The sequence below is a fragment of the Janthinobacterium sp. PLB04 genome, assembly GCF_021165895.1.
In the GTDB taxonomy this organism is placed as follows: domain Bacteria; phylum Pseudomonadota; class Gammaproteobacteria; order Burkholderiales; family Burkholderiaceae_D; genus Janthinobacterium; species Janthinobacterium lividum.
On record NZ_CP088968.1, the window covers coordinates 5,446,301 to 5,466,985 of the forward strand.

The 20,685-nt window shown below is 59.8% G+C and carries 22 protein-coding genes; 8 read left to right on the forward strand and 14 right to left on the reverse strand.

Translation table 11 applies throughout. From position 1 onward, the window contains the following. Window positions 1-177: 177 nt before the first annotated feature. Entirely contained in the window at window positions 178-741 is a 564-nt protein-coding gene (locus tag LSO07_RS24070) for a phasin family protein (protein ID WP_092608379.1), read from the forward strand. Window positions 742-863: 122 nt separating this feature from the next. On the opposite strand, the gene LSO07_RS24075 is transcribed toward LSO07_RS24070, so the two are convergent. From LSO07_RS24075 to LSO07_RS24090, 4 genes are read right to left on the reverse strand one after another with little or no spacing between them, the layout of a single operon-like run. Continuing rightward, window positions 864-1,583 carry an ABC transporter ATP-binding protein gene (locus LSO07_RS24075; RefSeq protein WP_070256673.1) on the reverse strand — a complete coding sequence of 240 codons (720 nt, stop codon included), beginning with the start codon at window positions 1,581-1,583 and terminating at the stop codon, window positions 864-866. Beyond that, window positions 1,580-2,353, reverse strand: coding sequence for an ABC transporter ATP-binding protein (locus tag LSO07_RS24080; RefSeq protein ID WP_034785170.1), 774 nt, complete (start codon window positions 2,351-2,353; stop codon window positions 1,580-1,582). The genes LSO07_RS24075 and LSO07_RS24080 overlap by 4 nt, the downstream gene beginning before the upstream one ends. A 12-nt stretch (window positions 2,354-2,365) precedes the next feature. After that, entirely contained in the window at window positions 2,366-3,583 is a 1,218-nt protein-coding gene (locus LSO07_RS24085) for an ABC transporter permease subunit (RefSeq protein ID WP_034785169.1), read from the reverse strand. A 22-nt stretch (window positions 3,584-3,605) separates the two neighbouring features. After that, complete coding sequence (locus LSO07_RS24090) at window positions 3,606-4,535, reverse strand: branched-chain amino acid ABC transporter permease (protein ID WP_034785168.1); 930 nt, start codon at window positions 4,533-4,535, stop codon at window positions 3,606-3,608. Between LSO07_RS24090 and LSO07_RS24095 the strand changes: the two genes are divergently transcribed. Continuing rightward, entirely contained in the window at window positions 4,534-4,752 is a 219-nt protein-coding gene (locus LSO07_RS24095) for a hypothetical protein (RefSeq protein WP_151096783.1), read from the forward strand. The two genes, LSO07_RS24090 and LSO07_RS24095, sit on opposite strands and share 2 nt — an antisense overlap. 80 nt (window positions 4,753-4,832) lie before the next feature. On the opposite strand, the gene ispH is transcribed toward LSO07_RS24095, so the two are convergent. The 4 genes from ispH to LSO07_RS24115 form a co-directional block, all read right to left on the reverse strand. Further along, window positions 4,833-5,780, reverse strand: a complete 948-nt coding sequence (gene ispH, locus LSO07_RS24100) for a 4-hydroxy-3-methylbut-2-enyl diphosphate reductase (protein ID WP_034785166.1) — start codon at window positions 5,778-5,780, stop codon at window positions 4,833-4,835. A gap of 9 nt (window positions 5,781-5,789) precedes the next feature. Continuing rightward, the gene (locus tag LSO07_RS24105; RefSeq protein ID WP_034785165.1) at window positions 5,790-6,245 is read right to left on the reverse strand and encodes an FKBP-type peptidyl-prolyl cis-trans isomerase; all 456 of its coding nucleotides are present in this window, start codon (window positions 6,243-6,245) and stop codon (window positions 5,790-5,792) included. Window positions 6,246-6,379: 134 nt separating this feature from the next. Beyond that, window positions 6,380-7,132: a LamG domain-containing protein gene (locus LSO07_RS24110; protein WP_151096785.1), complete on the reverse strand. Its 753-nt coding sequence runs from the start codon at window positions 7,130-7,132 to the stop codon at window positions 6,380-6,382. After that, window positions 7,086-7,568: a hypothetical protein gene (locus LSO07_RS24115; RefSeq protein ID WP_151096787.1), complete on the reverse strand. Its 483-nt coding sequence runs from the start codon at window positions 7,566-7,568 to the stop codon at window positions 7,086-7,088. The genes LSO07_RS24110 and LSO07_RS24115 overlap by 47 nt, the downstream gene beginning before the upstream one ends. Window positions 7,569-7,813: 245 nt before the next feature. On the opposite strand from LSO07_RS24115, the gene radC reads away from it, so the two are divergent. The 3 genes from radC (at window position 7,814) to rpmG (ending at window position 9,162) form a co-directional block, all read left to right on the forward strand. Then, window positions 7,814-8,488, forward strand: a complete 675-nt coding sequence (gene radC, locus LSO07_RS24120; RefSeq protein ID WP_070256677.1) for a RadC family protein — start codon at window positions 7,814-7,816, stop codon at window positions 8,486-8,488. A gap of 247 nt (window positions 8,489-8,735) precedes the next feature. Continuing rightward, complete coding sequence (rpmB, locus tag LSO07_RS24125) at window positions 8,736-8,972, forward strand: 50S ribosomal protein L28 (protein ID WP_010400928.1); 237 nt, start codon at window positions 8,736-8,738, stop codon at window positions 8,970-8,972. A gap of 22 nt (window positions 8,973-8,994) precedes the next feature. Then, window positions 8,995-9,162, forward strand: coding sequence for a 50S ribosomal protein L33 (rpmG, locus tag LSO07_RS24130; RefSeq protein WP_010400929.1), 168 nt, complete (start codon window positions 8,995-8,997; stop codon window positions 9,160-9,162). A gap of 154 nt (window positions 9,163-9,316) precedes the next feature. Here rpmG and LSO07_RS24135 read toward each other — a convergent pair whose 3' ends face one another. The 6 genes from LSO07_RS24135 to LSO07_RS24160 form a co-directional block, all read right to left on the reverse strand. Then, window positions 9,317-11,449 (reverse strand): PKD domain-containing protein, encoded by a 2,133-nt coding sequence (locus tag LSO07_RS24135; RefSeq protein WP_151096789.1) that lies wholly within the window; start codon window positions 11,447-11,449, stop codon window positions 9,317-9,319. Between the two features lie 168 nt (window positions 11,450-11,617). After that, window positions 11,618-12,787 carry a DesA family fatty acid desaturase gene (locus LSO07_RS24140; RefSeq protein WP_369811458.1) on the reverse strand — a complete coding sequence of 390 codons (1,170 nt, stop codon included), beginning with the start codon at window positions 12,785-12,787 and terminating at the stop codon, window positions 11,618-11,620. Between the two features lie 172 nt (window positions 12,788-12,959). Then, on the reverse strand, window positions 12,960-14,318 hold the full coding sequence (locus LSO07_RS24145; RefSeq protein WP_151096791.1) for a mechanosensitive ion channel family protein: 1,359 nt from the start codon (window positions 14,316-14,318) through the stop codon (window positions 12,960-12,962). A gap of 125 nt (window positions 14,319-14,443) precedes the next feature. Continuing rightward, window positions 14,444-15,763 carry an RsmB/NOP family class I SAM-dependent RNA methyltransferase gene (locus tag LSO07_RS24150; protein WP_092608367.1) on the reverse strand — a complete coding sequence of 440 codons (1,320 nt, stop codon included), beginning with the start codon at window positions 15,761-15,763 and terminating at the stop codon, window positions 14,444-14,446. 21 nt (window positions 15,764-15,784) lie between these two features. Then, window positions 15,785-16,393: a phosphoribosylglycinamide formyltransferase gene (purN, locus tag LSO07_RS24155; RefSeq protein WP_034785137.1), complete on the reverse strand. Its 609-nt coding sequence runs from the start codon at window positions 16,391-16,393 to the stop codon at window positions 15,785-15,787. Window positions 16,394-16,549: 156 nt separating this feature from the next. Beyond that, a complete protein-coding gene (locus LSO07_RS24160) occupies window positions 16,550-16,948 on the reverse strand; it encodes a barstar family protein (RefSeq protein WP_034785135.1) in 399 nt (132 codons plus the stop codon). Window positions 16,949-17,349: 401 nt separating this feature from the next. Here LSO07_RS24160 and LSO07_RS24165 point away from each other — a divergent pair, with 401 nt between their 5' ends. The 3 genes from LSO07_RS24165 (at window position 17,350) to LSO07_RS24175 (ending at window position 20,675) form a co-directional block, all read left to right on the forward strand. Next, window positions 17,350-17,862, forward strand: a complete 513-nt coding sequence (locus LSO07_RS24165; protein WP_151096793.1) for a glycine zipper 2TM domain-containing protein — start codon at window positions 17,350-17,352, stop codon at window positions 17,860-17,862. Window positions 17,863-18,084: 222 nt separating this feature from the next. Further along, a complete protein-coding gene (locus LSO07_RS24170) occupies window positions 18,085-18,873 on the forward strand; it encodes a spermidine synthase (RefSeq protein WP_151096795.1) in 789 nt (262 codons plus the stop codon). 47 nt (window positions 18,874-18,920) lie between these two features. Next, the gene (locus LSO07_RS24175; protein ID WP_191909757.1) at window positions 18,921-20,675 is read left to right on the forward strand and encodes a GspE/PulE family protein; all 1,755 of its coding nucleotides are present in this window, start codon (window positions 18,921-18,923) and stop codon (window positions 20,673-20,675) included. Window positions 20,676-20,685 lie beyond the last annotated feature (10 nt).

The following is a 20,685-nucleotide window of genomic DNA, read 5'->3' on the forward strand; positions in this document are numbered from 1 at the left end:
AATCTATTCAATTGTTGCATCGCACAAGAATCGCTTGACTTCGTTTTTTTTCGCCGTAGAATAGGGTTTGTTGCGTTGCACAATTCTTGTTCAGCTTGAAAAATTTAGATTCACCTGCTTTCCCAAACGGTACACGCAGCATCAAATTAACCAGATTTCGATTTTTTGGAGATTTATATGTTTTCAATTCCTGAGCAATTTTCGTCCGCTACCAAAGCCAACCTGGAAGCCCAATTCGCCCTGTTCTCGTCGCTGACGGGCAAAGCCTTCGAAGGCATCGAAAAGATCGTCGAACTGAATCTGACCGCTGCCAAAGCAACGCTGGAAGAATCGACCGCCGCCGCCAAGCAATTGCTGTCGGCAAAAGATCCACAAGAATTCTTCTCGCTGGCCTCTGCCCAAGCCCAGCCTGGCGCCGAAAAAGCCATCGCTTATGGCCGTCACCTGGCTGCCATCACGTCGGGCACGCAAGCCGAATTCAGCAAAGCTGCTGAATCGCAAATCGCTGAAACCAACCGTAAAGTCCTGTCGCTGGTGGAAGAAGTCACCAAGAACGCGCCAGCCGGTTCGGAAAACGCCGTCGCCATCCTGAAAAGCGCCATCGGCAACGCCAATGCAGGCTACGAGCAATTCTCGAAAACCAGCAAGCAAGCCGTCGAAGCCATCGAAGCAAACCTGACCTCGGCCGTGAACCAGTTCACGCAAGCGGCTGAAAAAGTCGTGCCGCGCGCTGCCAAGTAATTCCTGCGCGACCGCTACGGCGGTCCGCTGTTATCGGCTCCTCCAGGCATCCATCCCGTACTTCCCCGACGGATGCCATTATGCCCCAGCCCAGCTGGGGCATTTTTTATGCCTGATCCCTCTTACTCCCCCAGATACGCCGCCTTCACGCGCGGGTCGTCGAGCATGGCGGCTGCGTTGCCGCCCATGGTGACCAGGCCGGAATCCATCACATAGCCGCGGTGCGCCGCCTGCAGGGCCAGGCGGGCATTTTGTTCGACCAGCAGAATCGTGATGCCTTCGGACGAGACCTTGCGGATCACCTCGAAAATTTTCTCGACCATGATGGGCGACAGGCCCATCGATGGCTCATCGAGCAGCAGCAGCTTCGGATGACTCATCAGGGCACGCGCCATGGCCAGCATCTGCTGCTCGCCGCCCGACAGGGTGCCGGCCATCTGCGCCGCCCGTTCCTTCAGGCGGGGAAACACGTCGAACCAGCGGGCGATATCGTCCTCGACGCCCGCCTTGTCCGTGCGCGTGTAGGCGCCCATCATGAGGTTTTCGCGGATCGACATACGGGTAAACACGCCCCGCCCTTCCGGCACCATGGCCAGTTTCCTTTCCACCAGGTGAAACGATTTCGTGCCCTTCAGCGACTCGCCCAGGTAGCTGATCGTGCCCTCGATCTTGCAGGCAGGCAAAGTACCCGTGATGGCTTTCAAGGTCGTCGTCTTGCCGGCGCCGTTCGCGCCGATCAGCGCGATCAGCTCGCCCTCGTTCACTTCCAGGTCGATGCCTTTCACCGCCTTGATGCCGCCGTAGGCCACGTGCAGGCCCGCCACCTTCAATATATTACTCATGCGTGCGATCCCCCCAGATAAGCCTCGATGACGGCCGGGTTTTGTTGTATTTCGGCCGGCAAGCCTTCGGCGATGCGCTTGCCATACTCGAGCACCGTGATGCGGTCGCACAGTCCCATCATCAGTTTCACGTCGTGCTCGATCAACAGCACGGTCTTGCCTTCCGCCTTGATTTTCACCAGCAACTCGCGCAAGGCCAGCTTTTCCGTCGCATTCATGCCCGCCGCCGGCTCATCGAGGGCCAGCAGGGTCGGATCGGTGGCCAGCGCGCGGGCGATTTCCAGGCGCCGCTGGTCGCCATACGACAGGAAGCGGGCCGTGCGGCTGGCGAACTGGGCGATGCCGACGAAATCGAGCAGCTCCATGGCCCGCTTGCGGATGGACGCCTCTTCCTCGCGCGCCGCCTTGTGGCGGAAGATGGCGCCGAACACTCCCTGGTGCGAGCGCACATGGCGCCCCACCATGACGTTTTCCAGCGCCGTCATGTCGCCAAACAGGCGGATGTTCTGGAAGGTGCGCGCGATGCCCGCCTTCGCCACCTTGTGCGGCGCGGATGGCGAATACGGCTTGCCGGCCAGTTCGAAGGTGCCCGTATCGGGCTGGTACAGGCCGGTGATCACGTTGAAGAACGTCGTCTTGCCGGCGCCGTTCGGGCCGATCAAGCCGTAGATCTGGCCTTGCCGGATGGTGATGCCCACGTCGGTCAGCGCCTGCAAGCCGCCGAAACGCTTATTCACGCCGGCAATATTGAGAATGATCTGTTCGCTCATGCTATCCCTCCCTTAAGCGGACACGACGCCGGTGGATTTGTTCGGCTGGTCCACATCGTGGTCGGGCCGGTCTTCGTGCTTCGGCGATGGCCACAGGCCGGCAGGACGGTTGAGCATGATCAACACCATGGCCAGGCCATACAGCAGCTGGCGCAGCACTTCCGCCTCGATCACCACGTGGCCGAACAGCGCCTGCTGGGCCGGTTCCACCACGTGGCGCAGCACTTCCGGTATCGAGGCGAGGATCACGCCACCGAGGATCACGCCGGGGATGTGGCCGATGCCACCCAGCACCACCATGGCCAGCACGGCGATCGACTCCGTCAGCGAGAACGATTCCGGCGAAACAAAACCCTGGAACGAGGCAAACATGGCGCCCGCCACGCCGCCGAACGAGGCGCCCATGGAAAAGGCCAGCAATTTCACGTTGCGCGTATTGATGCCCATGGCCTTGGCGGCGATCTCGTCTTCGCGGATGGCTACCCAGGCGCGGCCCAGGCGCGAATGCTGCAGGCGCTTGGTGACGAACACGACGGCGATGCACAGGAAGAGGAAAAGAAAATAATACGCATTCACGGACGGCATGGAAAAGCCGGCCACCATGACGGTGCTGTTGGTGCCCGCCTCGCCCGCCAGGTTGACGCCGAAGATGCGGATGGGGTCGATCAGATTGATGCCTTGCGGCCCATTCGTGAAATTGATCGGGTCGTTCAAATTGTTCATGAAGATGCGGATGATCTCGCCAAAGCCCAGGGTCACGATGGCCAGGTAGTCGCCGCGCAGTTTTAATGTGGGCGCACCCAGCAGGGCGCCGAACAGGCCGGCAACAAAGGCGGCCAGCGGCACGATGATCCAGATCGACAGGTGGATGCCGTTTTCGCGGATTTCCGGCCCCATCAGCTGCACCAGGGTTTCGCCCAGCACCGGATACTGGTTCACCACCGATTCGAGCAGGATGGCGAACTGGGGCGAGGCCAGCAAGGCCGTCAGGTAGGCACCCACGGCATAGAAGGCGATGTAGCCGAGGTCTAGCAAGCCGGCAAAGCCGACGACGATGTTCAGGCCCAGGGCCAGCATGATGTACAGCAAGGCCATGTCGATGATGCGCACCCACGAGTTGCCGAACTGGGCGGCAAAAAACGGGAACACCATCAGCAGCGCGGCCAGGCCCAGCATGCCGGCGTAGGCTTTGGTCGGATTTTTCTTAGCGTCAAAATCGAGTAGTGCCATGATTTAATCTCCCAGTTTCACATCAGGCACGGTCGGCCACGCGTTCGCCCATGATGCCGGACGGGCGCAGAGTCAGCACGATGATCAGCACGACGAAGGCAAAGATATCCTGGTAGTGGCTGCCCAGGAAACCGCCCGTGATGTCGCCGATATAGCCGGCGCCCAGACTCTCGATAATGCCCAGCAAGATACCGCCCAGCATGGCGCCATAGATATTGCCGATGCCGCCCAGCACGGCCGCACAAAAGGCCTTCAAGCCGGGGATGGCGCCCATGGAGAACTGGATGGACGCATAGTTGGCGCCCCACATCACGCCCGCCACGGCCGCCAGCGCCGCGCCGATGGCAAAGGTGGCAACGATGACCTTGTCGGAATCGACACCCATGAGTCCAGCCACGCGGGGATTTTCCGCCGTGGCGCGCATGGCGCGGCCCATTTTCGTTTTTTCCACCAGCAACACCAATCCGCCCATCGACAGCGCGGCCAGGGCCAGCAGCAGCACTTGCGTTTGCGAAATCACGGCACCGCCTATGTTGATGGGATCGGTCGACAGCAATTGCGGAAAGGGCAAGGGATTGCGCGTCCAGATCATCATGGCGAAGGTTTGCAGCAGGATGGAGACGCCGATGGCGGTAATCAGGGGGGCGAGGCGGGGGGCGTTGCGCAGGCGGCGGTAGGCGACCCGCTCGATGATGATATTGACCAGAATACAGATGGGAATGGCGCCGAGGATGGCGGTGGCCAGTTTCAGGTAACCGGGCCAGTCGGGCACATAGATGCCCAGCAGCTTGAGGATGGTCAAGCCCACCATGGCGCCGATCATGAGCACGTCGCCGTGGGCGAAGTTGATCAGGTTCAGAACGCCGTACACCATTGTGTAACCGAGGGCGACTAAGGCATACATGCTGCCCAACACCAAGCCGTTAATGATCTGCTGGATGAATGTATCCATGATTGCCCTATCAAATATGCATTTTTCGGGAACAACTTCCGCCAGAACATGGGTCGCTGATACAAAAACGGCACCGGAGGAAGAATTCCTGCAGTGCCATCCCTGGACCATTCTCACCAGCATGGTGCACGCACTGAAAACGGGCGTGACCTTGCTTAGTCATAACGACAACATATTCAAGCTTGAGGCAATCATAACGATCTTTTGCAAAAACTAAGCTCGGAATAAATCGATCATTTCCGAATTAAATTCGGTTTTGAGGTGACTATTTCATCGATACTCAGCAGCCGTACAGACTCAGGCGACGTCGCGCTTGATGCCATCGAGGCCTTTCGGCATCGGGAACGTGACGGCTTCCTGCACACCGTCGAGCGGACGCACGCTACGCACGCCGCACTCTTTCAAGCGGTCGATGACGGCTTGCACCAGCACCTCGGGCGCCGAGGCGCCAGCCGTCACACCCACGCGCAGCTTGCCTTCCAGCCAGGCGGGGTCGATTTGCGAGGCATTGTCGACCATATAGGCTGGCGTACCCATCTTCTCGGCCACTTCGCGCAAGCGGTTCGAATTCGAGCTGTTCGGGCTGCCGACGACGATCACCACTTCCACTTGCGGGGCCATGAATTTCACGGCTTCCTGGCGGTTCGTGGTGGCGTAGCAGATGTCGCCTTTTTTCGGCTCGGCGATATTCGGATATTTCGCTTTCAAGGCCGCAATAATGTCGCTAGTGTCGTCAACTGACAACGTTGTTTGCGAAACATAGGCCAGGCTCTCCGGATTGGCGACCTGCAGTTTCGCCACATCTTCGAGCGTTTCCACCAAATGCATGCCCATATCGGCCTGGCCCATCGTGCCTTCGACCTCGGGATGGCCATCGTGGCCGATCATGATGATCTCGCGGCCTTCGCGGCGCATCTTGCCCACTTCCATGTGCACCTTGGTAACCAGCGGGCAAGTCGCATCAAAAATGCTCAGGCCGCGCGATTCCGCCTCGGCGCGCACGGCTTTCGACACGCCATGGGCGGAAAACACGAGCGTATTGCCAGCAGGCACGTCATCGAGGTCGTCGATGAAGATGGCGCCCTTGTTGCGCAAGTCGGCCACCACATAGGCGTTGTGGACGATTTCATGGCGCACATAGATCGGTGCGCCAAATTGCTGCAAGGCGCGTTCGACGATTTCGATCGCCCGGTCGACGCCAGCGCAGAAACCGCGGGGCTGGGCCAGTAACAGTTCTTTATCCATCGCTACTCCTTACAGGACCGAAATGAGCTTGACTTCAAAGCGCAGCGGCTGGCCAGCCAGCGGATGGTTGAAGTCGAACAGGGCCGAGTCGTCGCGCATTTCGCGCAGCACGCCGGCAAAGCGGCCGCCGCCCGGGGCGGCGAAGTCGACCAGGTCGCCGATCTTGTAGTCGGCACCGGGCACGGAGTTCTCGTCCAGGGTAGCGCGCGAGACGGACTGCACCAGCTCGGGATTGCGCTCGCCAAAGCCTTCGCCGGCCGCCAGTTCGAACGTCTGGTGCGTGCCTTCAGGCAAGCCCAGCAGGCGCTGCTCGAGGAACGGTGCCAGCTGGCCCTGTCCCAGCATCAAGGTCGCGGGATTGCCGCTGAAGGTCGTGACAATGTCAGTACCGTCAACAGTAGCAAGACGATAATGCAGGGTGAGGTAAGCCGCTTCGGTGACGACTGCTGGTTGCTCGTTGGACATAGTAGTTTTCAAGTAACTGGTGCAAAACGATATTGTAAGCCACCCTGAGCCAGCGCGCCCCATGCCATCTCGGCGCGGCCATGCTTTTGTCAAAAAACATGGCCGCGCAACACATCCGACGCCGGATCGGCGAATCAGACGTTGACGTACGTCAACCCGCCCGCCGTGCTGGCGTGATTGCCGAAGCCGGAGCTGTCTTCCAGGTTGCCGTCGAGCTTCCAGCGTCCCACAGGCCGGTGCACGATGCCATACTGGCCATAGTCATGCACTTCCTTCGGTGTCAGCACGCGGTCGTACAGGATGACGTCCGACAACTGCCAGGCGGGCGCGCCCTGCTCCAGCGCATGCACGGCGCGGCCGATCACCAGGGGCGCGCCGCTGGCCTGCACGAATGGCGTCGCCATCTTGTTGCCCTGCGACATCAGGAAATCGTCGACATACAGGCTGATGGAACCATCATGCTTGACGGTGTAGGTGCAGCGAAACCAGCGGTTGGCGCTATCCACGTTCACGCCGTGACCATTGTTATTGAAGCCAGCACCGGCACTGTTGCGCAGGAACAGGAACGTCTGGATATCCTGCGTCAGCAGCGTCCATCCTTTCAGGTTCGCCTGGCGCGCGACAAACGCCCCGCCCCGGCCCACCATCGTGGAAAATGCCTGTTGCCGGATGCAATACGACAGCGAAAAATCGGCGCTCTCGTAGCGCACGGATGACGGTACGGTAAGCAGGAGGCCCGGCTGGAACTGCAAGGTTTTCTTGACGCCGAAGCAAGGCGTGGGCGGCGCCTGACGGACGGCGTCGTCGCCGCGCAAGGCGTCCCAGACCGCCTTGCGTTTGTTACTGTACCCCGGCGTCTCCACCAGGTTCAAACCGGCGCGCTCCATGGTTTTCCCCGCATTCCAGGCCCAATAGCATGCCAATTGCACGCCCGTACGGCGTATGGCGCTCAGCAAGGCATGCAGGTTGTCTTGCCTCCCAATATTTATCCTGAATTCTCAGGTCCACGACCGTGTTGTCGGTGGCAAACCTCGGCTCGCCGACAACGTAGTCCCATACCTGATAGCCCGTACCGTCAGCCTGTCTGCCGTTGAATGGCGCCACCATCACCTGGATGTACTTGAAGCCGTTGGCCGCAAGATAAGGCAAATCGGTACTGTAATCAGGATGTTCCACTTCCGGCGCCAGCGGTGCGGTAGCGCTCCATTGACGGCGCTCCAGATACGCGTGCGCATTGAGGCCGATGCCGCTAACCTTGCCCGTGTTGACGCCGGCGGCGTTGAACTCTTGCATGACTCCATTGACAACTTTGATGTACGGCATGACGACTCCTGTAAAACAAGTGGAAGACATTGAGTTCAGGGCCCTGACTCCCCGCCGCTGCAACTTGCATTAAGTACATCAACAGGCAAATCATAGCGCTTGAAAAAGGCCATGCCGGGCATCTTGGTTTTTGTTTTTTTCATATGATTCGCCATGAAGACGAGCTAGCGCAGCATGGCCGCCCGGGGAAGGCGCGACAATCGTTGGCAGGCGCCACGACGAGCCGGGCGCGAACGGGAGGCAAGATGGGCATCAAGGATTGGCCGGCCGGCGAACGGCCGCGCGAACGCCTGATCGAGGATGGCGCACAATCGCTGTCGGACGCGGAATTGCTGGCCGTCTTCCTGCGCACGGGCGTGCGCGGCAAGAGCGCCGTGGAACTGGCGCGCGACACGGTAGAGCACTTCGGCTCGCTGCGGGGCCTATTCGGCGCCAGCCTCGTGAGTTTTTCCGCAGTGCATGGCATGGGCAGCGCCAAGTTCGCCCAGCTGCAAGCCGTGCTGGAACTGGCGCGGCGCGCCATCATCGAGGACTTGCAGGCGGGCCAGGCCCTCAATTCGCCGCACGCCGTCAAGGATTACCTGCGCCTGACCCTGGGCCACCTGGCGCATGAAGCATTCCACGTATTGTTTTTGGACGTCAAGAACCGCCTGATCACCACCCAGGAAATGTTTCGCGGCACCCTCACCCACACCAGCGTGTATCCGCGCGAAGTGGTCAAGCAGGCCCTGCTGCACAACGCGGCCAGCGTCATGCTGGCGCACAACCACCCGTCCGGCACGCCGGAGCCCAGCGAATCGGATCTGTTGCTGACGCGCGCGCTGGTGCAAGCGTTGTCGCTGGTGGACGTGCGCATCCTCGACCATTTCGTCGTGGCCGGGCGGCAAGTACATTCCTTCTCGGAACACGGCCAGATCTAGGCCGGGGCTGGCCAGGCAGCAGTTAACCATGTGTAAACAAGGACATACGTGACAGCAGCAAGACGCTTATCTAACAGTAAACAGCACTGTTTACCAGTGCTTCTCCCTATGACGAAGAGTAAAAGTCAAATTGTTAAATTATTTCAATACAACATGACACAATTGTTTTTCGCAAGTCATTGATAAATCGGCTTATTTTGGATATACTCTCGTTTTTCCAATTTGGAATATCTTTAAGGAGTGCGCCATGGCACGTGTTTGCCAAGTCACTGGGAAGAAGCCGATGGTCGGCAACAATGTTTCCCATGCAAACAACAAAACCAAACGTCGTTTTTTGCCTAACTTGCAGAATCGTCGTATTTTTGTTGAATCTGAAAACCGCTGGGTCTCCCTGCGTTTGTCCAACGCCGGTCTGCGCGTCATCGATAAAGTCGGCATCGACGCCGTATTGGTCGATATGCGCGCTCGTGGCGAAAAAGTCTAATTAGCAGAATAAGGGAGCTATCATGGCAAAATCAGGCCGCGACAAAATCAAGTTAGAATCGACCGCCGGTACGGGTCACTTCTACACGACCACCAAAAACAAGCGTACGACGCCTGCGAAAATGGAGATCATGAAATTCGATCCTAAAGCACGCAAGCACGTAACGTACAAAGAAACCAAAATCAAGTAATTGATATTGTGTTCTCTGATGAAAAAGCCGCTCCGATGAGCGGTTTTTTTATTGCCCAAGCACCCAGGCCTGCAAGCCGCCCACCCCGGCAACCCGCCTCGAATCGCCCGACATCGGATTGGGGACGTACGCCGTACACCCCCGCAGCCGGATGCTAGCGAATCTTCATGCCTAGAATATACCGTGGATAGAAACCGACTGGCGTGGTATAGCCGACAGGTACGCCGCTTGGCCGTAACAAGGTATAGAAATAATGCTCGCCCTCCGATACTTCCATGAATGCATAACCATCATAGTCCGGCCCCATTTGCGTTTCATAGCACGCTGCCGGGTTGGACGCTGGCCCATAAAATGTCAGCTTCAGGCGGAACAGGTTGGCCTTCGAATCGGGAGAAATGGGGGCAATACGCCCTTGGACCCGGCAGCCAGCCTCTGTCGTGCCACTGATGCTGCCATCTGGCGCAATGTAACTGGCGCCGCCAGCCACATACGTCCCGCTGATATCGGCCAGGCTCAATGCCAGCGCATTCTCGATACTGTAAGAATCGAATGACAAGGTCACCGTCTTGCCAGCAGCGGCAGACATTGTGCCCACGATGCACGTTTTCGGCACGATGGTGCCAGATGCCTGAATGCCCTCAATCGACGTGGAGGTGTGAACCGTGCTCTTGTTTCCAAGCTGCCATATGGCACCATCACTGAGAAACTCGCCAAATACATGCACCATTCCGCTTGAAAACGGCGAGCCGGTTTGCCAAGCCGTTTCGCCGCCGGGTAATACCAGCGCGAATTCAGGATAGATTTTTGTCGATGGGCGGCGCCAGACGCCTGCCGCGGCATTGGTTCCGGAGGCAAACGAGCCCGCATCGGGATTTGCCAGCGTCACGCTGCGATAGGGCTGCCGGCCAATATAGCGCGTTGCGGTCCAGGCACCGTTTGCAGCGCTGTTTGGAATACTCCACGTACCCGCCCCGGTCCCGTCCTGCCCGAACACGCCACGAAAGATGGCGGCAGTTTGCGTACTTTCGGGAATATGCGGATTGACCCGCATATTCAGCGTGACGTTTCCAGTTTTTTCCACATCACCACGCAGTGCAAAGTCGCCCAACAGTTTTCCGTTGGAAATACACATACCCGGCGTATAGCTGCTGCCAGAGGGAGAGACAAACAGCACGTCGCAAAAACCGGCATTCGCTCCGGTAAATTCCAGCTTCCAGTAGTCACCATACATGCCGCCATTCGGCGCGCCGCTGACGGCCGGCGTGGTTTGATATGGCGCGTCCAATTGCGCCGTTACTTCAACAATGGCAGTACTCACATAGCGCTCGCCCGGATAATCGACGAGAACACTGAACATGTAGCTTCCGGGCTTATCCGCGACAAAAGTTGGCTTGGCGGTGTTCGCCAGGCTCAGCTCCGCCACACTCGTGGCAGGCTTGCCAATAATAGACCAACGGAAATTTGCCGTGACACCGGGTGCAATCTGGCTGGCGCTCGCATCCAGCGAGACTGTCGCCCCAGTTGCTACCGCTTGCGGCTTTCCGGCATCCGCCACCGGTACGGCCTTGAGTTCAACGATGAGCTTTTTGATGTCGTCAACCGTCTGCCCCGATACCAGCGCCTGGTTAATCAATCCGAGCTGAATGGAATTAAAATAGGAACCCAAGCGGTCCAGCAACCTGTCATGGGCATCCCCGCCAGCCTTGTCAGCCGCAGTCGCGGCCTTCAATGGCGTGCCGATAAAGTCTTGCAAGAAGCTGATACTTAACTTTGCCTGCAACAGATTCACGATATCCGACTGTGCGGCAAGCACATTGGCGGCATTGACTGTATTGACCAGCGATGCCGCGTCGATGTCCGGGAACAAGGCACTGAGATCACGGCCAAACAACCGCGAGCTGAGCATGTCGGTCAGGGGCGTGATATTGGCAGTTGCCGAACTCCCCGCTCCGACCACAACGGAATGCAATTTGATGCCATTGACGGGAGCGGTCAATTGCAGGAGACATGGAAATTTCCCTTCGACAATTTCCATTTGATAAGCACCATCCGGCCCAGTGCGCGCCTGTGCACTGCCCACCTGGCATTTCGCCTGAATGGAGGCATCGACAAGGGCCAGGCCGGTCGCCGCTGTGCCGCTGAGCGCGAGGCTGCTTTTTACAACGGGTGGAGGATTGGGGATGCCAGGATTGGGACTCGCCGGTTCTTGCACCGAGGTACCGCCACCGCAGGCAGAGAGCGCCGCCATGACACATCCCATAAACGCACTTCGTATTAACATTGCCATGCAAACTTTCCTATTTTAACTAATTAACAAGGAAAGTATTTCGCAAAATTATTATTTTGGCAAATCGACATTCTCGGGAAATGCCACGCGAAGCCCCCGTCGCCTTCACGCTCAGGGCAAAAAAAATGGCCCCGCAAGCGGAGCCACTCATGTCACCTCACCGTGCGATCAAGCATAGCTGCGCAGGCGCAGGGAGAAATCTTGCAGCGACTTGATGCCCGACGCTTCGGCGCGCGTGCACCAGTCTTGCAGCTTTTGCAGCAATTGCTCGCGCGTAAAGTGCGAACGTTCCCAGATGGCACCCAATTCCACGCGCATGTGGTGCATGGTTTCCAGCGCCTTGCTGTGCTGGAACAATTCCGACAGCTGTTCGTGATGCGCATCGGCCAGCTTGCCCGGCTCGCGCTGCATCAGCTTGCGCGACGATTTCAGGAAGCGCTTTTCCAGCTCCGCCTTGTGCTTCAGGTGTTCCAGCTCTTCCTTCCAGGCATGCTTGATCGATTTCGCATACTTGGCCATCACGTCGTAGCGGTTGGCGATGACGGACTGCAAGGTCTCGAAATCCGCTTCCAGCTTGCCATGCGAGAACTTCGGCTCCGGCGCCAGCTTTTTCACCTTCGCCAGGCCCAGCATTTCCAGCGCGCGGATATACGCCCAGCCGATATCGATTTCATACCATTTCGACGACAGCTTGGCCGACGTCGCATAGGTATGGTGATTGTTGTGCAACTCTTCGCCGCCGATCAGGATACCGAACGGAATGATGTTGGTGGCCGCGTCCGCGCAGTCGTAGTTGCGGTAGCCCCAGTAGTGGCCGATGCCGTTGATGATGCCGGCTGCCGTGATCGGGATCCACATCATTTGCACGGCCCACACGGAAATGCCGATCACGCCGAACAGGATGAAATTGATGACGAACAGGGACACCACGCCCAGCCAGCTGTATTTGGTGTACAGGTTGCGCTCGATCCAGTCCGTCGGCGTGCCGTGGCCGTACTTGGCCATGGTTTCCATGTTCTTCGATTCAGCGCGGTACAGCTCGGCGCCTTCCCAGAAGACTTTCTTGATGCCGCGCGTGACGGGGCTGTGCGGATCTTCTTCCGTATCGCACTTGGCGTGGTGCTTGCGGTGGATGGCCGCCCATTCCTTGGTCACCTGGCCCGTCGTCAGCCACAGCCAGAAACGGAAGAAATGGCTAGGGATGGCGTGCAATTCCAGCGCGCGGTGGGCCTGGTGGCGGTGCAGGTAAATCGTGACGCTGGCGATCGTGATATGCGTGACCACCATGGTGTACAGAAAAACTTGCCATGCGGACAGATCGGTAATGCCAGTTGCCATGAACTGCAAAACGTCGTGTAAAACGGAACTCAATGTCATTACTGCTACTCCAAGTGGACAGGGCGTGCGCACGGTCGCTCCAGTGATTCTGGAGGTCCGGCAGAGTTAATTTTAGGCGTGATTGTACGCCCTAATGGGTGCGGTCAGGCAAAATCGGAGGCAGGCAGCGAGGTTAAGGCTGGGTGCCGGATGGGTCGGACTCACCCTCTGCCGCGCTGGCGAGCGGGGCAGGAGGCGTACCAACAATACGCAATTCGCGTTGCGGAAACGGTACAGTGACCTTATGTTCCTGCAAGGTGCGCCAGATGGCGCGGTTCACATTCGACTTCACGCCGCCGGTGCCGTTTTCCGGGTCCGCGATCCAGAAGCCGATCTGCACATCGAGACCGTCGGCGCCGAAACGCACGAGGGTGGCCGATGGCGGATTGCTTTGCCACACACGCGGCACCTTGGCCGTCGCCGCTTCCAGCAAGGGGAAGATGACATCGAGATCCGTTTCATAGCCCACCGACACGGCCGTCGATAGCCAGACCATGCGGTTGCTCAGCGACATGTTCTGCACGCCGCCGGAAATCAGCATTTCATTCGGCACGATGGATTCAACGCCATCGCCACCCAATAACACAGTATAGCGCGTATTGATTTGCGTGACCTTGCCCGTGAACTGGCCCACCGTGATCATGTCGCCGATGGTGAGGCTGCGGTCCAGCAGGATGATGAAGCCGGACACGAAGTTCGCGGCGATCTTTTGCAAGCCAAAGCCCAGCGCCACGCCGAAGGCGCCGCCAAACACGGACAGCACCGTCAGGTCGATGCCCACCAGCGACAGACTGACCAGCACGGAAACGAGGATCAGCACGGCGCGGCCCATGCGCGACATCACCACGCGCAAGGAAGTGTGCAGGCCCTGCATTTTCATCAGGCGCTCGTCGAGCGAGGTGCCGGCCCACATGGCCAGCACCAGCAGCACGGCCACGGAAATAGCGGCTTGCAAGATGGCAGCCACGGACACCTTGTTGCGTCCCAGCGGCACGACGATGCTTTCCAGGAAGGTATGCAATTCCGGCCACAGACCCGTGATGTACAGGGCCATGCCTGCCCACACCACGACTGTAAATATCTTTTCCAGCAGCAGCATGGTGGGACTGATGTCGCCATGGCGGGCAAAAATGCGGCGCAGCACATAAAACCCGAAGCGCACCAGCGCCATCGAGGTGCACAGGGGGATGGCAATGCTGAGCAGATTGACCGACTGGAACTTGGCGAGGAAATGCTGCGCAATGCCCAGCAGCATGGCCGCCAGTACGGGCGTGAGGATGCGGATAAAACTATCGGTGCGCTGCAAGGTTTCCGGCGTGGCCGGCGTGGCGGCCGCTTCCGCGCGCTGGTGCAGGAACACGCGCAACTGCCGCACCAGCAGCCAGCTCAGCGCCAGGCAGGCGACGATGACCAGCGCCTGCCACAGGATGGCCGGTTGACGGAAATCGTCGACAAAGTCAGTGATCAGGTTGAGCAGCGGGGTTTCGTTCATGGCGGATGGAGTCTGGAAGATGGTGCGGGGGACTAACCGGGCGGGGTGCCCACAGCTTGCGCCAGACAGGCTGGCGCAAGTGCATGGCCACCGCTGCGATGCTGCAGCGGCGGCCCGTGACAGCCTTATTCGGCTTGTTCAGCGTCAACGTCGTCGGCCGGCTTTTCATCGGCGTAGACTTTTTTCGGCATGACCTTGCGTTCGAACACGGCGGCGAAGAAGCCATCGGTCTGGTGCAGATGCGGCAACAATTTCAGGTAGTCGCCCATTTCCAGCTCGATCTTCTGTTCGGCCAGCACCTTGCTCATCGGCACCAGGGTGAAGTCCGGATGGGCCGCGAGGAATTGCTCGGCGATAAAATCGTTTTCTTCGTTCAGGAAGCTGCAGGTGGCATACACCAGGCGGCCGCCGCCCTTGACGAGGCGCGCCGCGCCGGCCAGGATGGCTGCCTGCTTGGCTTGCAGCTCGACGATGGAATTCGGCTGCTGGCGCCATTTCACGTCCGGATTGCGGCGCAGGGTGCCCAGGCCGCTGCATGGCGCATCGACCAGCACGCGGTCGATCTTGCCGGCCAGGCGCTTGATCTTGGCATCGCGCTCATGCGCGATCTGCACCGGATGCACGTTCGACAGGCCGCTGCGGGCCATGCGCGGCTTCAGCTTGGCCAAACGCTTTTCCGACACGTCGAACGCGTACAGACGGCCCGTGTTGCGCATCAGCGCGCCCAATGCGAGGGTCTTGCCGCCCGCGCCGGCACAGAAATCGACGACCATCTCGCCGCGCTTGGCGCCGACGATTTGCGACAGGATCTGGCTGCCTTCATCCTGCACTTCGATGGCGCCGCTCTGGAACAATGGCAGGTTTTGCAACGATGGCTTCTTGATCACGCGCAAGCCCAGCGGCGCAAACGGCGTCGGCGTGCTGAGGATAGGCGCTTCGGCCAGGGCCAGCATCACGTCCTCACGCGTGGCCTTGAGCGAGTTCACGCGCAAGTCCAGCGGCGCCGGCGCGTTCAGCGCATCGGCCAGCTTCATGGTTTCCGCTTCGCCGAACTGGGCGATCAATTTATCGAACAGCCAGGTCGGCATGTTGGCGCGCATATTCGACGGCATCAGGCTGCGGTCGATCTGCGTGATGCGTTCCAGCCATTCCACTTCTTCTTCCGTCAGGCCGCCCAAGGAGTCGGCGCCGACGGCTTCGGCCAGGCCGAGGATGGTCAAACGGCGCATGGTCGGGCCACTGCCCGCTTCGGCGAAGTCCGTGAAGAACGATTTGTTGCGCAGCACGGCATAAATGCCTTCGGCAATGGCGCCGCGTTCGCGCGAACCGAGGCGCGGATGGTCGCGGAAATAGCGCGACAGGGTGGTGTCGGCCGGGGCCGTGAAACGTAAAATTTCGCGCAATACTTCTTCAGCATTGGCAAGTATCGCTGGTGGCAATCTCATTGTTATTCTTCCTGTAATATTTTATTGAGGGTCCACGCGGACCTGGCCATGCTCGACTGACAGTTTATCGTCAATGAACAGGCGGATGGCGCGCGGGTAAAGCAGATGTTCCTCTACCAGCACGCGCGCCGATAAGCTCTCTTCTGTGTCGCCTGGCAAGACGGGGACTTTCGCGCTCGCCACGGCCGGGCCATGATCGAGCTCGGCAGTCACGAAATGCACGGTCGCGCCGTGTTCCGTTACGCCCGCCTCGAGCGCCTGGCGGTGCGTCGCCATGCCCGGGAACAGCGGCAACAGCGACGGGTGGATATTGAGCATGCGCCCCGCGTAATGCTCGACGAAGGGCGGCGTCAGGATGCGCATGAAACCGGCCAGCACGACCAGGTCGGGGGCAAAGCCGTCGATCACGGCTTGCAGCGCCGCATCGAACTGTTCGCGGCTGGCATAATCCTTGTTGGCAACGACTGCCGTCGCTATCCCGTGTTCCGCGGCAAAAACCAGTCCCTGGGCATCGGCCCGGTTACTGATGACGGCGGCAATACGGGCTGGCCATTGCTCGGCTTGCGCCGCGCGCACGACCGCTTCCATGTTGCTGCCGCGTCCGGAAATGAGGATAACGATATTTTTCATAGCGCGCATTGTACCCGCTATGGCGATGCGAATCTAGAAAGGCCGGCATTATTGTTGCGGCGCAACATGGGCGCCGGCGCGCCGCAGCCGCCCGAAGAGGCCGATTCTCACCTGCGCGGGAAGCCGGTTTGACGGCGCCGCGGCAAGAGTAAGTATTTACTCGAACGAATAGAAGACGCGGAACGGGACTTTCTTCTCGGCCCAGTAGTCGGCCGCGTCGCGAAATACGTCGAGCAGGATCTCGCGCGCTTCCTTGTCGAATTTTTGCGTATTTGGCAATTGCTCGAGCACCACCAGGAAACCCGTCTGCGTGCCGGCCTTGGACATGGTGTCCGTCAGGCACAGGCGCAAGGCATCGAAATTCTTCGCCAGGTTTTTCGGAAACAGGAATGCTTCTGCAATAATGCCGATGACTTGTTGTTTGGTCTGTCCAGCGTTGCAATGCGCATATAAAAAGTGCTGCCCGAGACGGATCGCCTCGTCTTGTAATTCGGTCACGCGAAAGGCACGGATGGACTGGACAAGGTTGGGCGGCACGGTTAGTAACAAACTCATTTTTCCCTCAAATCGACCTGTTATGTATGGATCTCTTCTAGCTGCTCTTCTTATTGCATCCCCGCACGCGGGTCAATGCGCACGCGGTGATTCGATCTGTATCAACTTTTATGCGATTCAGTGCGATTTTATATAAGCCATACGCGTATTAGGGTAACGTGTTGTCCTGCATGAATCAACCCGAATATGATGTCAAACGCAAGATTTGTTACAAACCGCTGGTTTCAAGTCATTTCAACATCTTGTATCGATTGAAAGTGCATGTTACAGACTGTGGGGCAAGGGGCTTGGGCTGTTACATTTTGTTGCCATGCGAAACACTCGTCCCGGTCTGGCGGGATTACTATAGTACCAAGTTGTAAAAAATACCCTGAAAGATTCTCTAGATAACGAGGTTACAAATGAACTTGCAAGCCAAATTGATGATGTCAGCCCTTTGTATCGGTGCATTGCCACTCGCCCAGGCCGCCGACTTTGAAGATTTCGGCAAGGTCGTGCGCGTCGTGCCGCAAGTGGAGCAGATCAACCGCCCACGCCAGGAATGCCATACGGAATACGTGCAAGTCCAGGCCCCGCCGCAACAGCGCAGCGCTGGCGGCTCCATCGTCGGCGGTATCGCCGGCGCCCTGCTCGGTAGCCAGGTCGGTGGCGGCAATGGCCGCACGGCCGCAGCGGCTGCTGGCGCGATTGCCGGCGCCGTCGTCGGCGACCGTGTCGACAACCAGAACAATTACCAGGGCGGCATGCAGGAACAAGCCGTCAAGCAATGCCGCCAGGTCGACCACTGGGAATCGCGCAACAATGGCTACCAGGTCACCTACGACTACCGCGGCCGCAACTACACGAGCATCATGTCCTACGATCCGGGCGAGCGCATCCGTCTGCGCGTCTCCATCGAGCCTGCTCAACAGTAACGCCTGACATAAGCTGCTGCGCGTCGGCATAGGTGGCCTGCGATGCTCACCGTACTGGAGTACGGTTGCGCTTCTCGGCCACCTCTGCCTTCCGCTCGCGACGCTTCTGTCAAGCGTTGTTACTCAGTACTAAAATGCCAGCCCCATGTCTTTCTCATGGGGCCGGCATTTTTTATGGCACCCCGGCGCGGGCTATAATGCGGCACACTTTCAGGCCGCCTTATGCTTATCAAACGAAAATCCATCGAACAAGTCGAATCCTCCCGCCCTGCGCGCAAGCCCCGCTATGCCCCTGTCACCCTGTCGGAAATGGATGGCGTGCGCTATCTGCATTTCGGCACGGAATGGGTGCAGGGCGCCATGCGCATCCGCAAGCCGGACTGGCCGGAGCTCGAGTACGCGCAGCAGATGATGGCGTGGATGCTGTGGATCGCGCAACCGCAGCGCATCGCCCAGCTGGGCCTGGGCACGGCCGCGCTGACCAAGTTCTGCTACCGCCAGTTCCCGCAGGCGCAGGTCGATGCCATCGAACTGAATCCGTCCGTCATCACCATCTGCGCCTCGATGTTCAAGCTGCCGCCCAACGACGAGCGCCTGCACGTGCGCGAGATGGATGCGCTCGACTACGTCAACGACGACGCCAACCACGGCACCCTGGACGCCCTGCAGGTGGACCTGTACGACGCCACGGCGCGCGGCCCCGTGCTCGACAGCGCCGAGTTCTATTCCGCCTGCTGCGCCTGCCTGGCGCCGCACGGCATCATGACGGTCAACCTGTTCGGCGACCATCCCAGCTACGCAAAGAACATCAAGGCGATGAAGTTTGCGTTCGAACAGGTGATCTGCCTGCCGGAAGTCCATGATGGGAACGTGGTGGCGATCGCTTTCAAGACGAAAGTGGCACTCGATACGGAAGCGCAAGCCGCCCTGTTCGAACGCGCCAAGCAGATCGTCGCCGAGACCAAGCTGCCCGCCAAGTCCTGGGTCAAGGGCATCGTCAGCACCCTGTAACCGCCGGCAAGTCCAGGCAAGACCGGCAGCCCGGAAAGGCGCCGGCCATGCCCGCATCCCCTCCTTCTCCAGATACGCCGCTGCAACTGCCGCAGCTGCTGGCCTGGCTGCAGGAAGACGGCTTGCTCGATGCGGCGCAAGCGGCCGCCATCGACGCCCAGGCCGCCCTGCTGCCGGCACCCGCCCTGCATCCGCTGTGCAGCATCGCCCACGGCGGACTCACGCTCGATACCCTGTGCGCCTGGCTGGCGCAACGCTCCAGCCTGCCGTATGTGCGCATCGATCCCCTGCACATCGATTTCAGCCAGGTGGCCGACGTCATGACGGCCGGCTATGCGGCCCGCTTCAACATCCTGCCCGTGGAAAGCACGCCAGAGCGCATCGTCATCGCCACGGCCCAGCCATATGCGCTCGCTTGGCAGGCACAGCTGGGAAACCTGGCGCCGCGCAAGCTGAGCCTGGTCATCGCCAACCCGCTGCACATCGCCGACGCCATCGCGCAATTTTTCAGCCTGGCCAGTTCCGTCAAGGTGGCCCGGCAAGCCTCCACGCAAGACCTGGCGCTGCGCCACAATTTCGAACAACTGGTGGAACTGGGGCGCAACAAGACCAGCCTGGACGCCAACGACCAGCATGTGGTGCGTATCGTCGACTGGCTGTGGCAATACGCGTTTGCCCAGCGCGCTTCCGACATCCATCTGGAACCGAAGCGCGACGCGGGCCTCGTGCGCCTGCGCATCGACGGCCGCCTGCACCAGGCCTACCAGTTGCCGCCCGTGGTATTGCTGGCCATGACGGCGCGCATCAAGTTGCTGGGGCGTATGGACGTGGTGGAGAAGCGCCGGCCCCAGGATGGGCGCATCAAGACGCGCAATGTACAGGGCCAGGAAATCGAGCTGCGCCTGTCGACCTTGCCCACGGCCTTCGGCGAAAAGCTCGTCATGCGCATCTTCGACCCGGAAGTGGCCGTCAAGAGCCTGGCCGAGCTGGGCTTTCCGCCGGCGGACGCCGAACGCTGGCGCCAGCTGACGGCGCGCACGCACGGCATCGTGCTGGTGACGGGGCCCACCGGTTCGGGCAAGACCAGCACGCTGTACAGCACCTTGAAGGCGCTGGCCGGCAGCGAAGTCAATGTATGCACGGTAGAAGACCCCATCGAAATGGTCGAACCGGCCTTCAACCAGATGCAGGTGCAAACCCAGGCCGGCATCGAACTGTCGTTTGCCGATGGCGTGCGGGCGCTGATGCGGCAAGACCCCGACATCATCATGGTGGGCGAAATCCGCGACCTGGCCACGGCCGAGATGGCGATCCAGGCGGCGCTGACGGGGCACCTGGTGCTGTCAACCCTGCACACCAACGACGCGCCCTCGGCCGTCATGCGCCTGCTGGAACTGGGCTTGCCCGCCTATCTGCTGGAAGCATGCCTGGCCGGCGTGCTGGCGCAGCGCCTGTTGCGCTGCCTGTGCCCCGGCTGCAAGCAGCTTGACACGGCTCCCGGTGCCGCGGCGTGGCAGCGCCTGACGGGCGGCCAGCTGGAGCGGCCGGCCGCCACGTACCGCCCCGTCGGCTGCGCCCTGTGCCGGCACAGCGGCTATCTGGGACGCGCCGGCATCTATGAACTGCTGGGCGTGACGGAAACGTTCGGCCAGCTGGTCAAGGCAGGCGCCGACCTGCATGCCCTGCGCCGCCAGAGCATCCTCGACGGCATGACGCCGCTGCGCATCGCCGGCGCGCGCAAGATCATCGATGGCACGACCAGCATCGACGAAGTGCTGAAGCTCACGGCAGCCCTGCATTAGCGGCCCAGCA

What these genes read in the sequence shown, in the direction of transcription:
- LSO07_RS24080 (WP_034785170.1), bottom strand. Translation starts at nt 2,353, where the DNA reads ATGAGCGAACAGATCATTCTCAATATTGCCGGCGTGAATAAGCGTTTC.
- LSO07_RS24075 (WP_070256673.1), bottom strand. Translation starts at nt 1,583, where the DNA reads ATGAGTAATATATTGAAGGTGGCGGGCCTGCACGTGGCCTACGGCGGC.
- LSO07_RS24085 (WP_034785169.1), bottom strand. Translation starts at nt 3,583, where the DNA reads ATGGCACTACTCGATTTTGACGCTAAGAAAAATCCGACCAAAGCCTAC.
- rpmB (WP_010400928.1), top strand. Translation starts at nt 8,736, where the DNA reads ATGGCACGTGTTTGCCAAGTCACTGGGAAGAAGCCGATGGTCGGCAAC.
- LSO07_RS24070 (WP_092608379.1), top strand. Translation starts at nt 178, where the DNA reads ATGTTTTCAATTCCTGAGCAATTTTCGTCCGCTACCAAAGCCAACCTG.
- LSO07_RS24115 (WP_151096787.1), bottom strand. Translation starts at nt 7,568, where the DNA reads ATGCCGTACATCAAAGTTGTCAATGGAGTCATGCAAGAGTTCAACGCC.
- ispH (WP_034785166.1), bottom strand. Translation starts at nt 5,780, where the DNA reads ATGGATAAAGAACTGTTACTGGCCCAGCCCCGCGGTTTCTGCGCTGGC.
- LSO07_RS24160 (WP_034785135.1), bottom strand. Translation starts at nt 16,948, where the DNA reads ATGAGTTTGTTACTAACCGTGCCGCCCAACCTTGTCCAGTCCATCCGT.
- LSO07_RS24090 (WP_034785168.1), bottom strand. Translation starts at nt 4,535, where the DNA reads ATGGATACATTCATCCAGCAGATCATTAACGGCTTGGTGTTGGGCAGC.
- rpmG (WP_010400929.1), top strand. Translation starts at nt 8,995, where the DNA reads ATGGCAAAATCAGGCCGCGACAAAATCAAGTTAGAATCGACCGCCGGT.
- LSO07_RS24095 (WP_151096783.1), top strand. Translation starts at nt 4,534, where the DNA reads ATGATTGCCCTATCAAATATGCATTTTTCGGGAACAACTTCCGCCAGA.
- LSO07_RS24145 (WP_151096791.1), bottom strand. Translation starts at nt 14,318, where the DNA reads ATGAACGAAACCCCGCTGCTCAACCTGATCACTGACTTTGTCGACGAT.
- purN (WP_034785137.1), bottom strand. Translation starts at nt 16,393, where the DNA reads ATGAAAAATATCGTTATCCTCATTTCCGGACGCGGCAGCAACATGGAA.
- LSO07_RS24170 (WP_151096795.1), top strand. Translation starts at nt 18,085, where the DNA reads ATGCTTATCAAACGAAAATCCATCGAACAAGTCGAATCCTCCCGCCCT.
- LSO07_RS24175 (WP_191909757.1), top strand. Translation starts at nt 18,921, where the DNA reads ATGCCCGCATCCCCTCCTTCTCCAGATACGCCGCTGCAACTGCCGCAG.
- LSO07_RS24165 (WP_151096793.1), top strand. Translation starts at nt 17,350, where the DNA reads ATGAACTTGCAAGCCAAATTGATGATGTCAGCCCTTTGTATCGGTGCA.
- radC (WP_070256677.1), top strand. Translation starts at nt 7,814, where the DNA reads ATGGGCATCAAGGATTGGCCGGCCGGCGAACGGCCGCGCGAACGCCTG.
- LSO07_RS24150 (WP_092608367.1), bottom strand. Translation starts at nt 15,763, where the DNA reads ATGAGATTGCCACCAGCGATACTTGCCAATGCTGAAGAAGTATTGCGC.
- LSO07_RS24105 (WP_034785165.1), bottom strand. Translation starts at nt 6,245, where the DNA reads ATGTCCAACGAGCAACCAGCAGTCGTCACCGAAGCGGCTTACCTCACC.
- LSO07_RS24135 (WP_151096789.1), bottom strand. Translation starts at nt 11,449, where the DNA reads ATGGCAATGTTAATACGAAGTGCGTTTATGGGATGTGTCATGGCGGCG.
- LSO07_RS24140 (WP_369811458.1), bottom strand. Translation starts at nt 12,787, where the DNA reads ATGGCAACTGGCATTACCGATCTGTCCGCATGGCAAGTTTTTCTGTAC.
- LSO07_RS24110 (WP_151096785.1), bottom strand. Translation starts at nt 7,132, where the DNA reads ATGGAGCGCGCCGGTTTGAACCTGGTGGAGACGCCGGGGTACAGTAAC.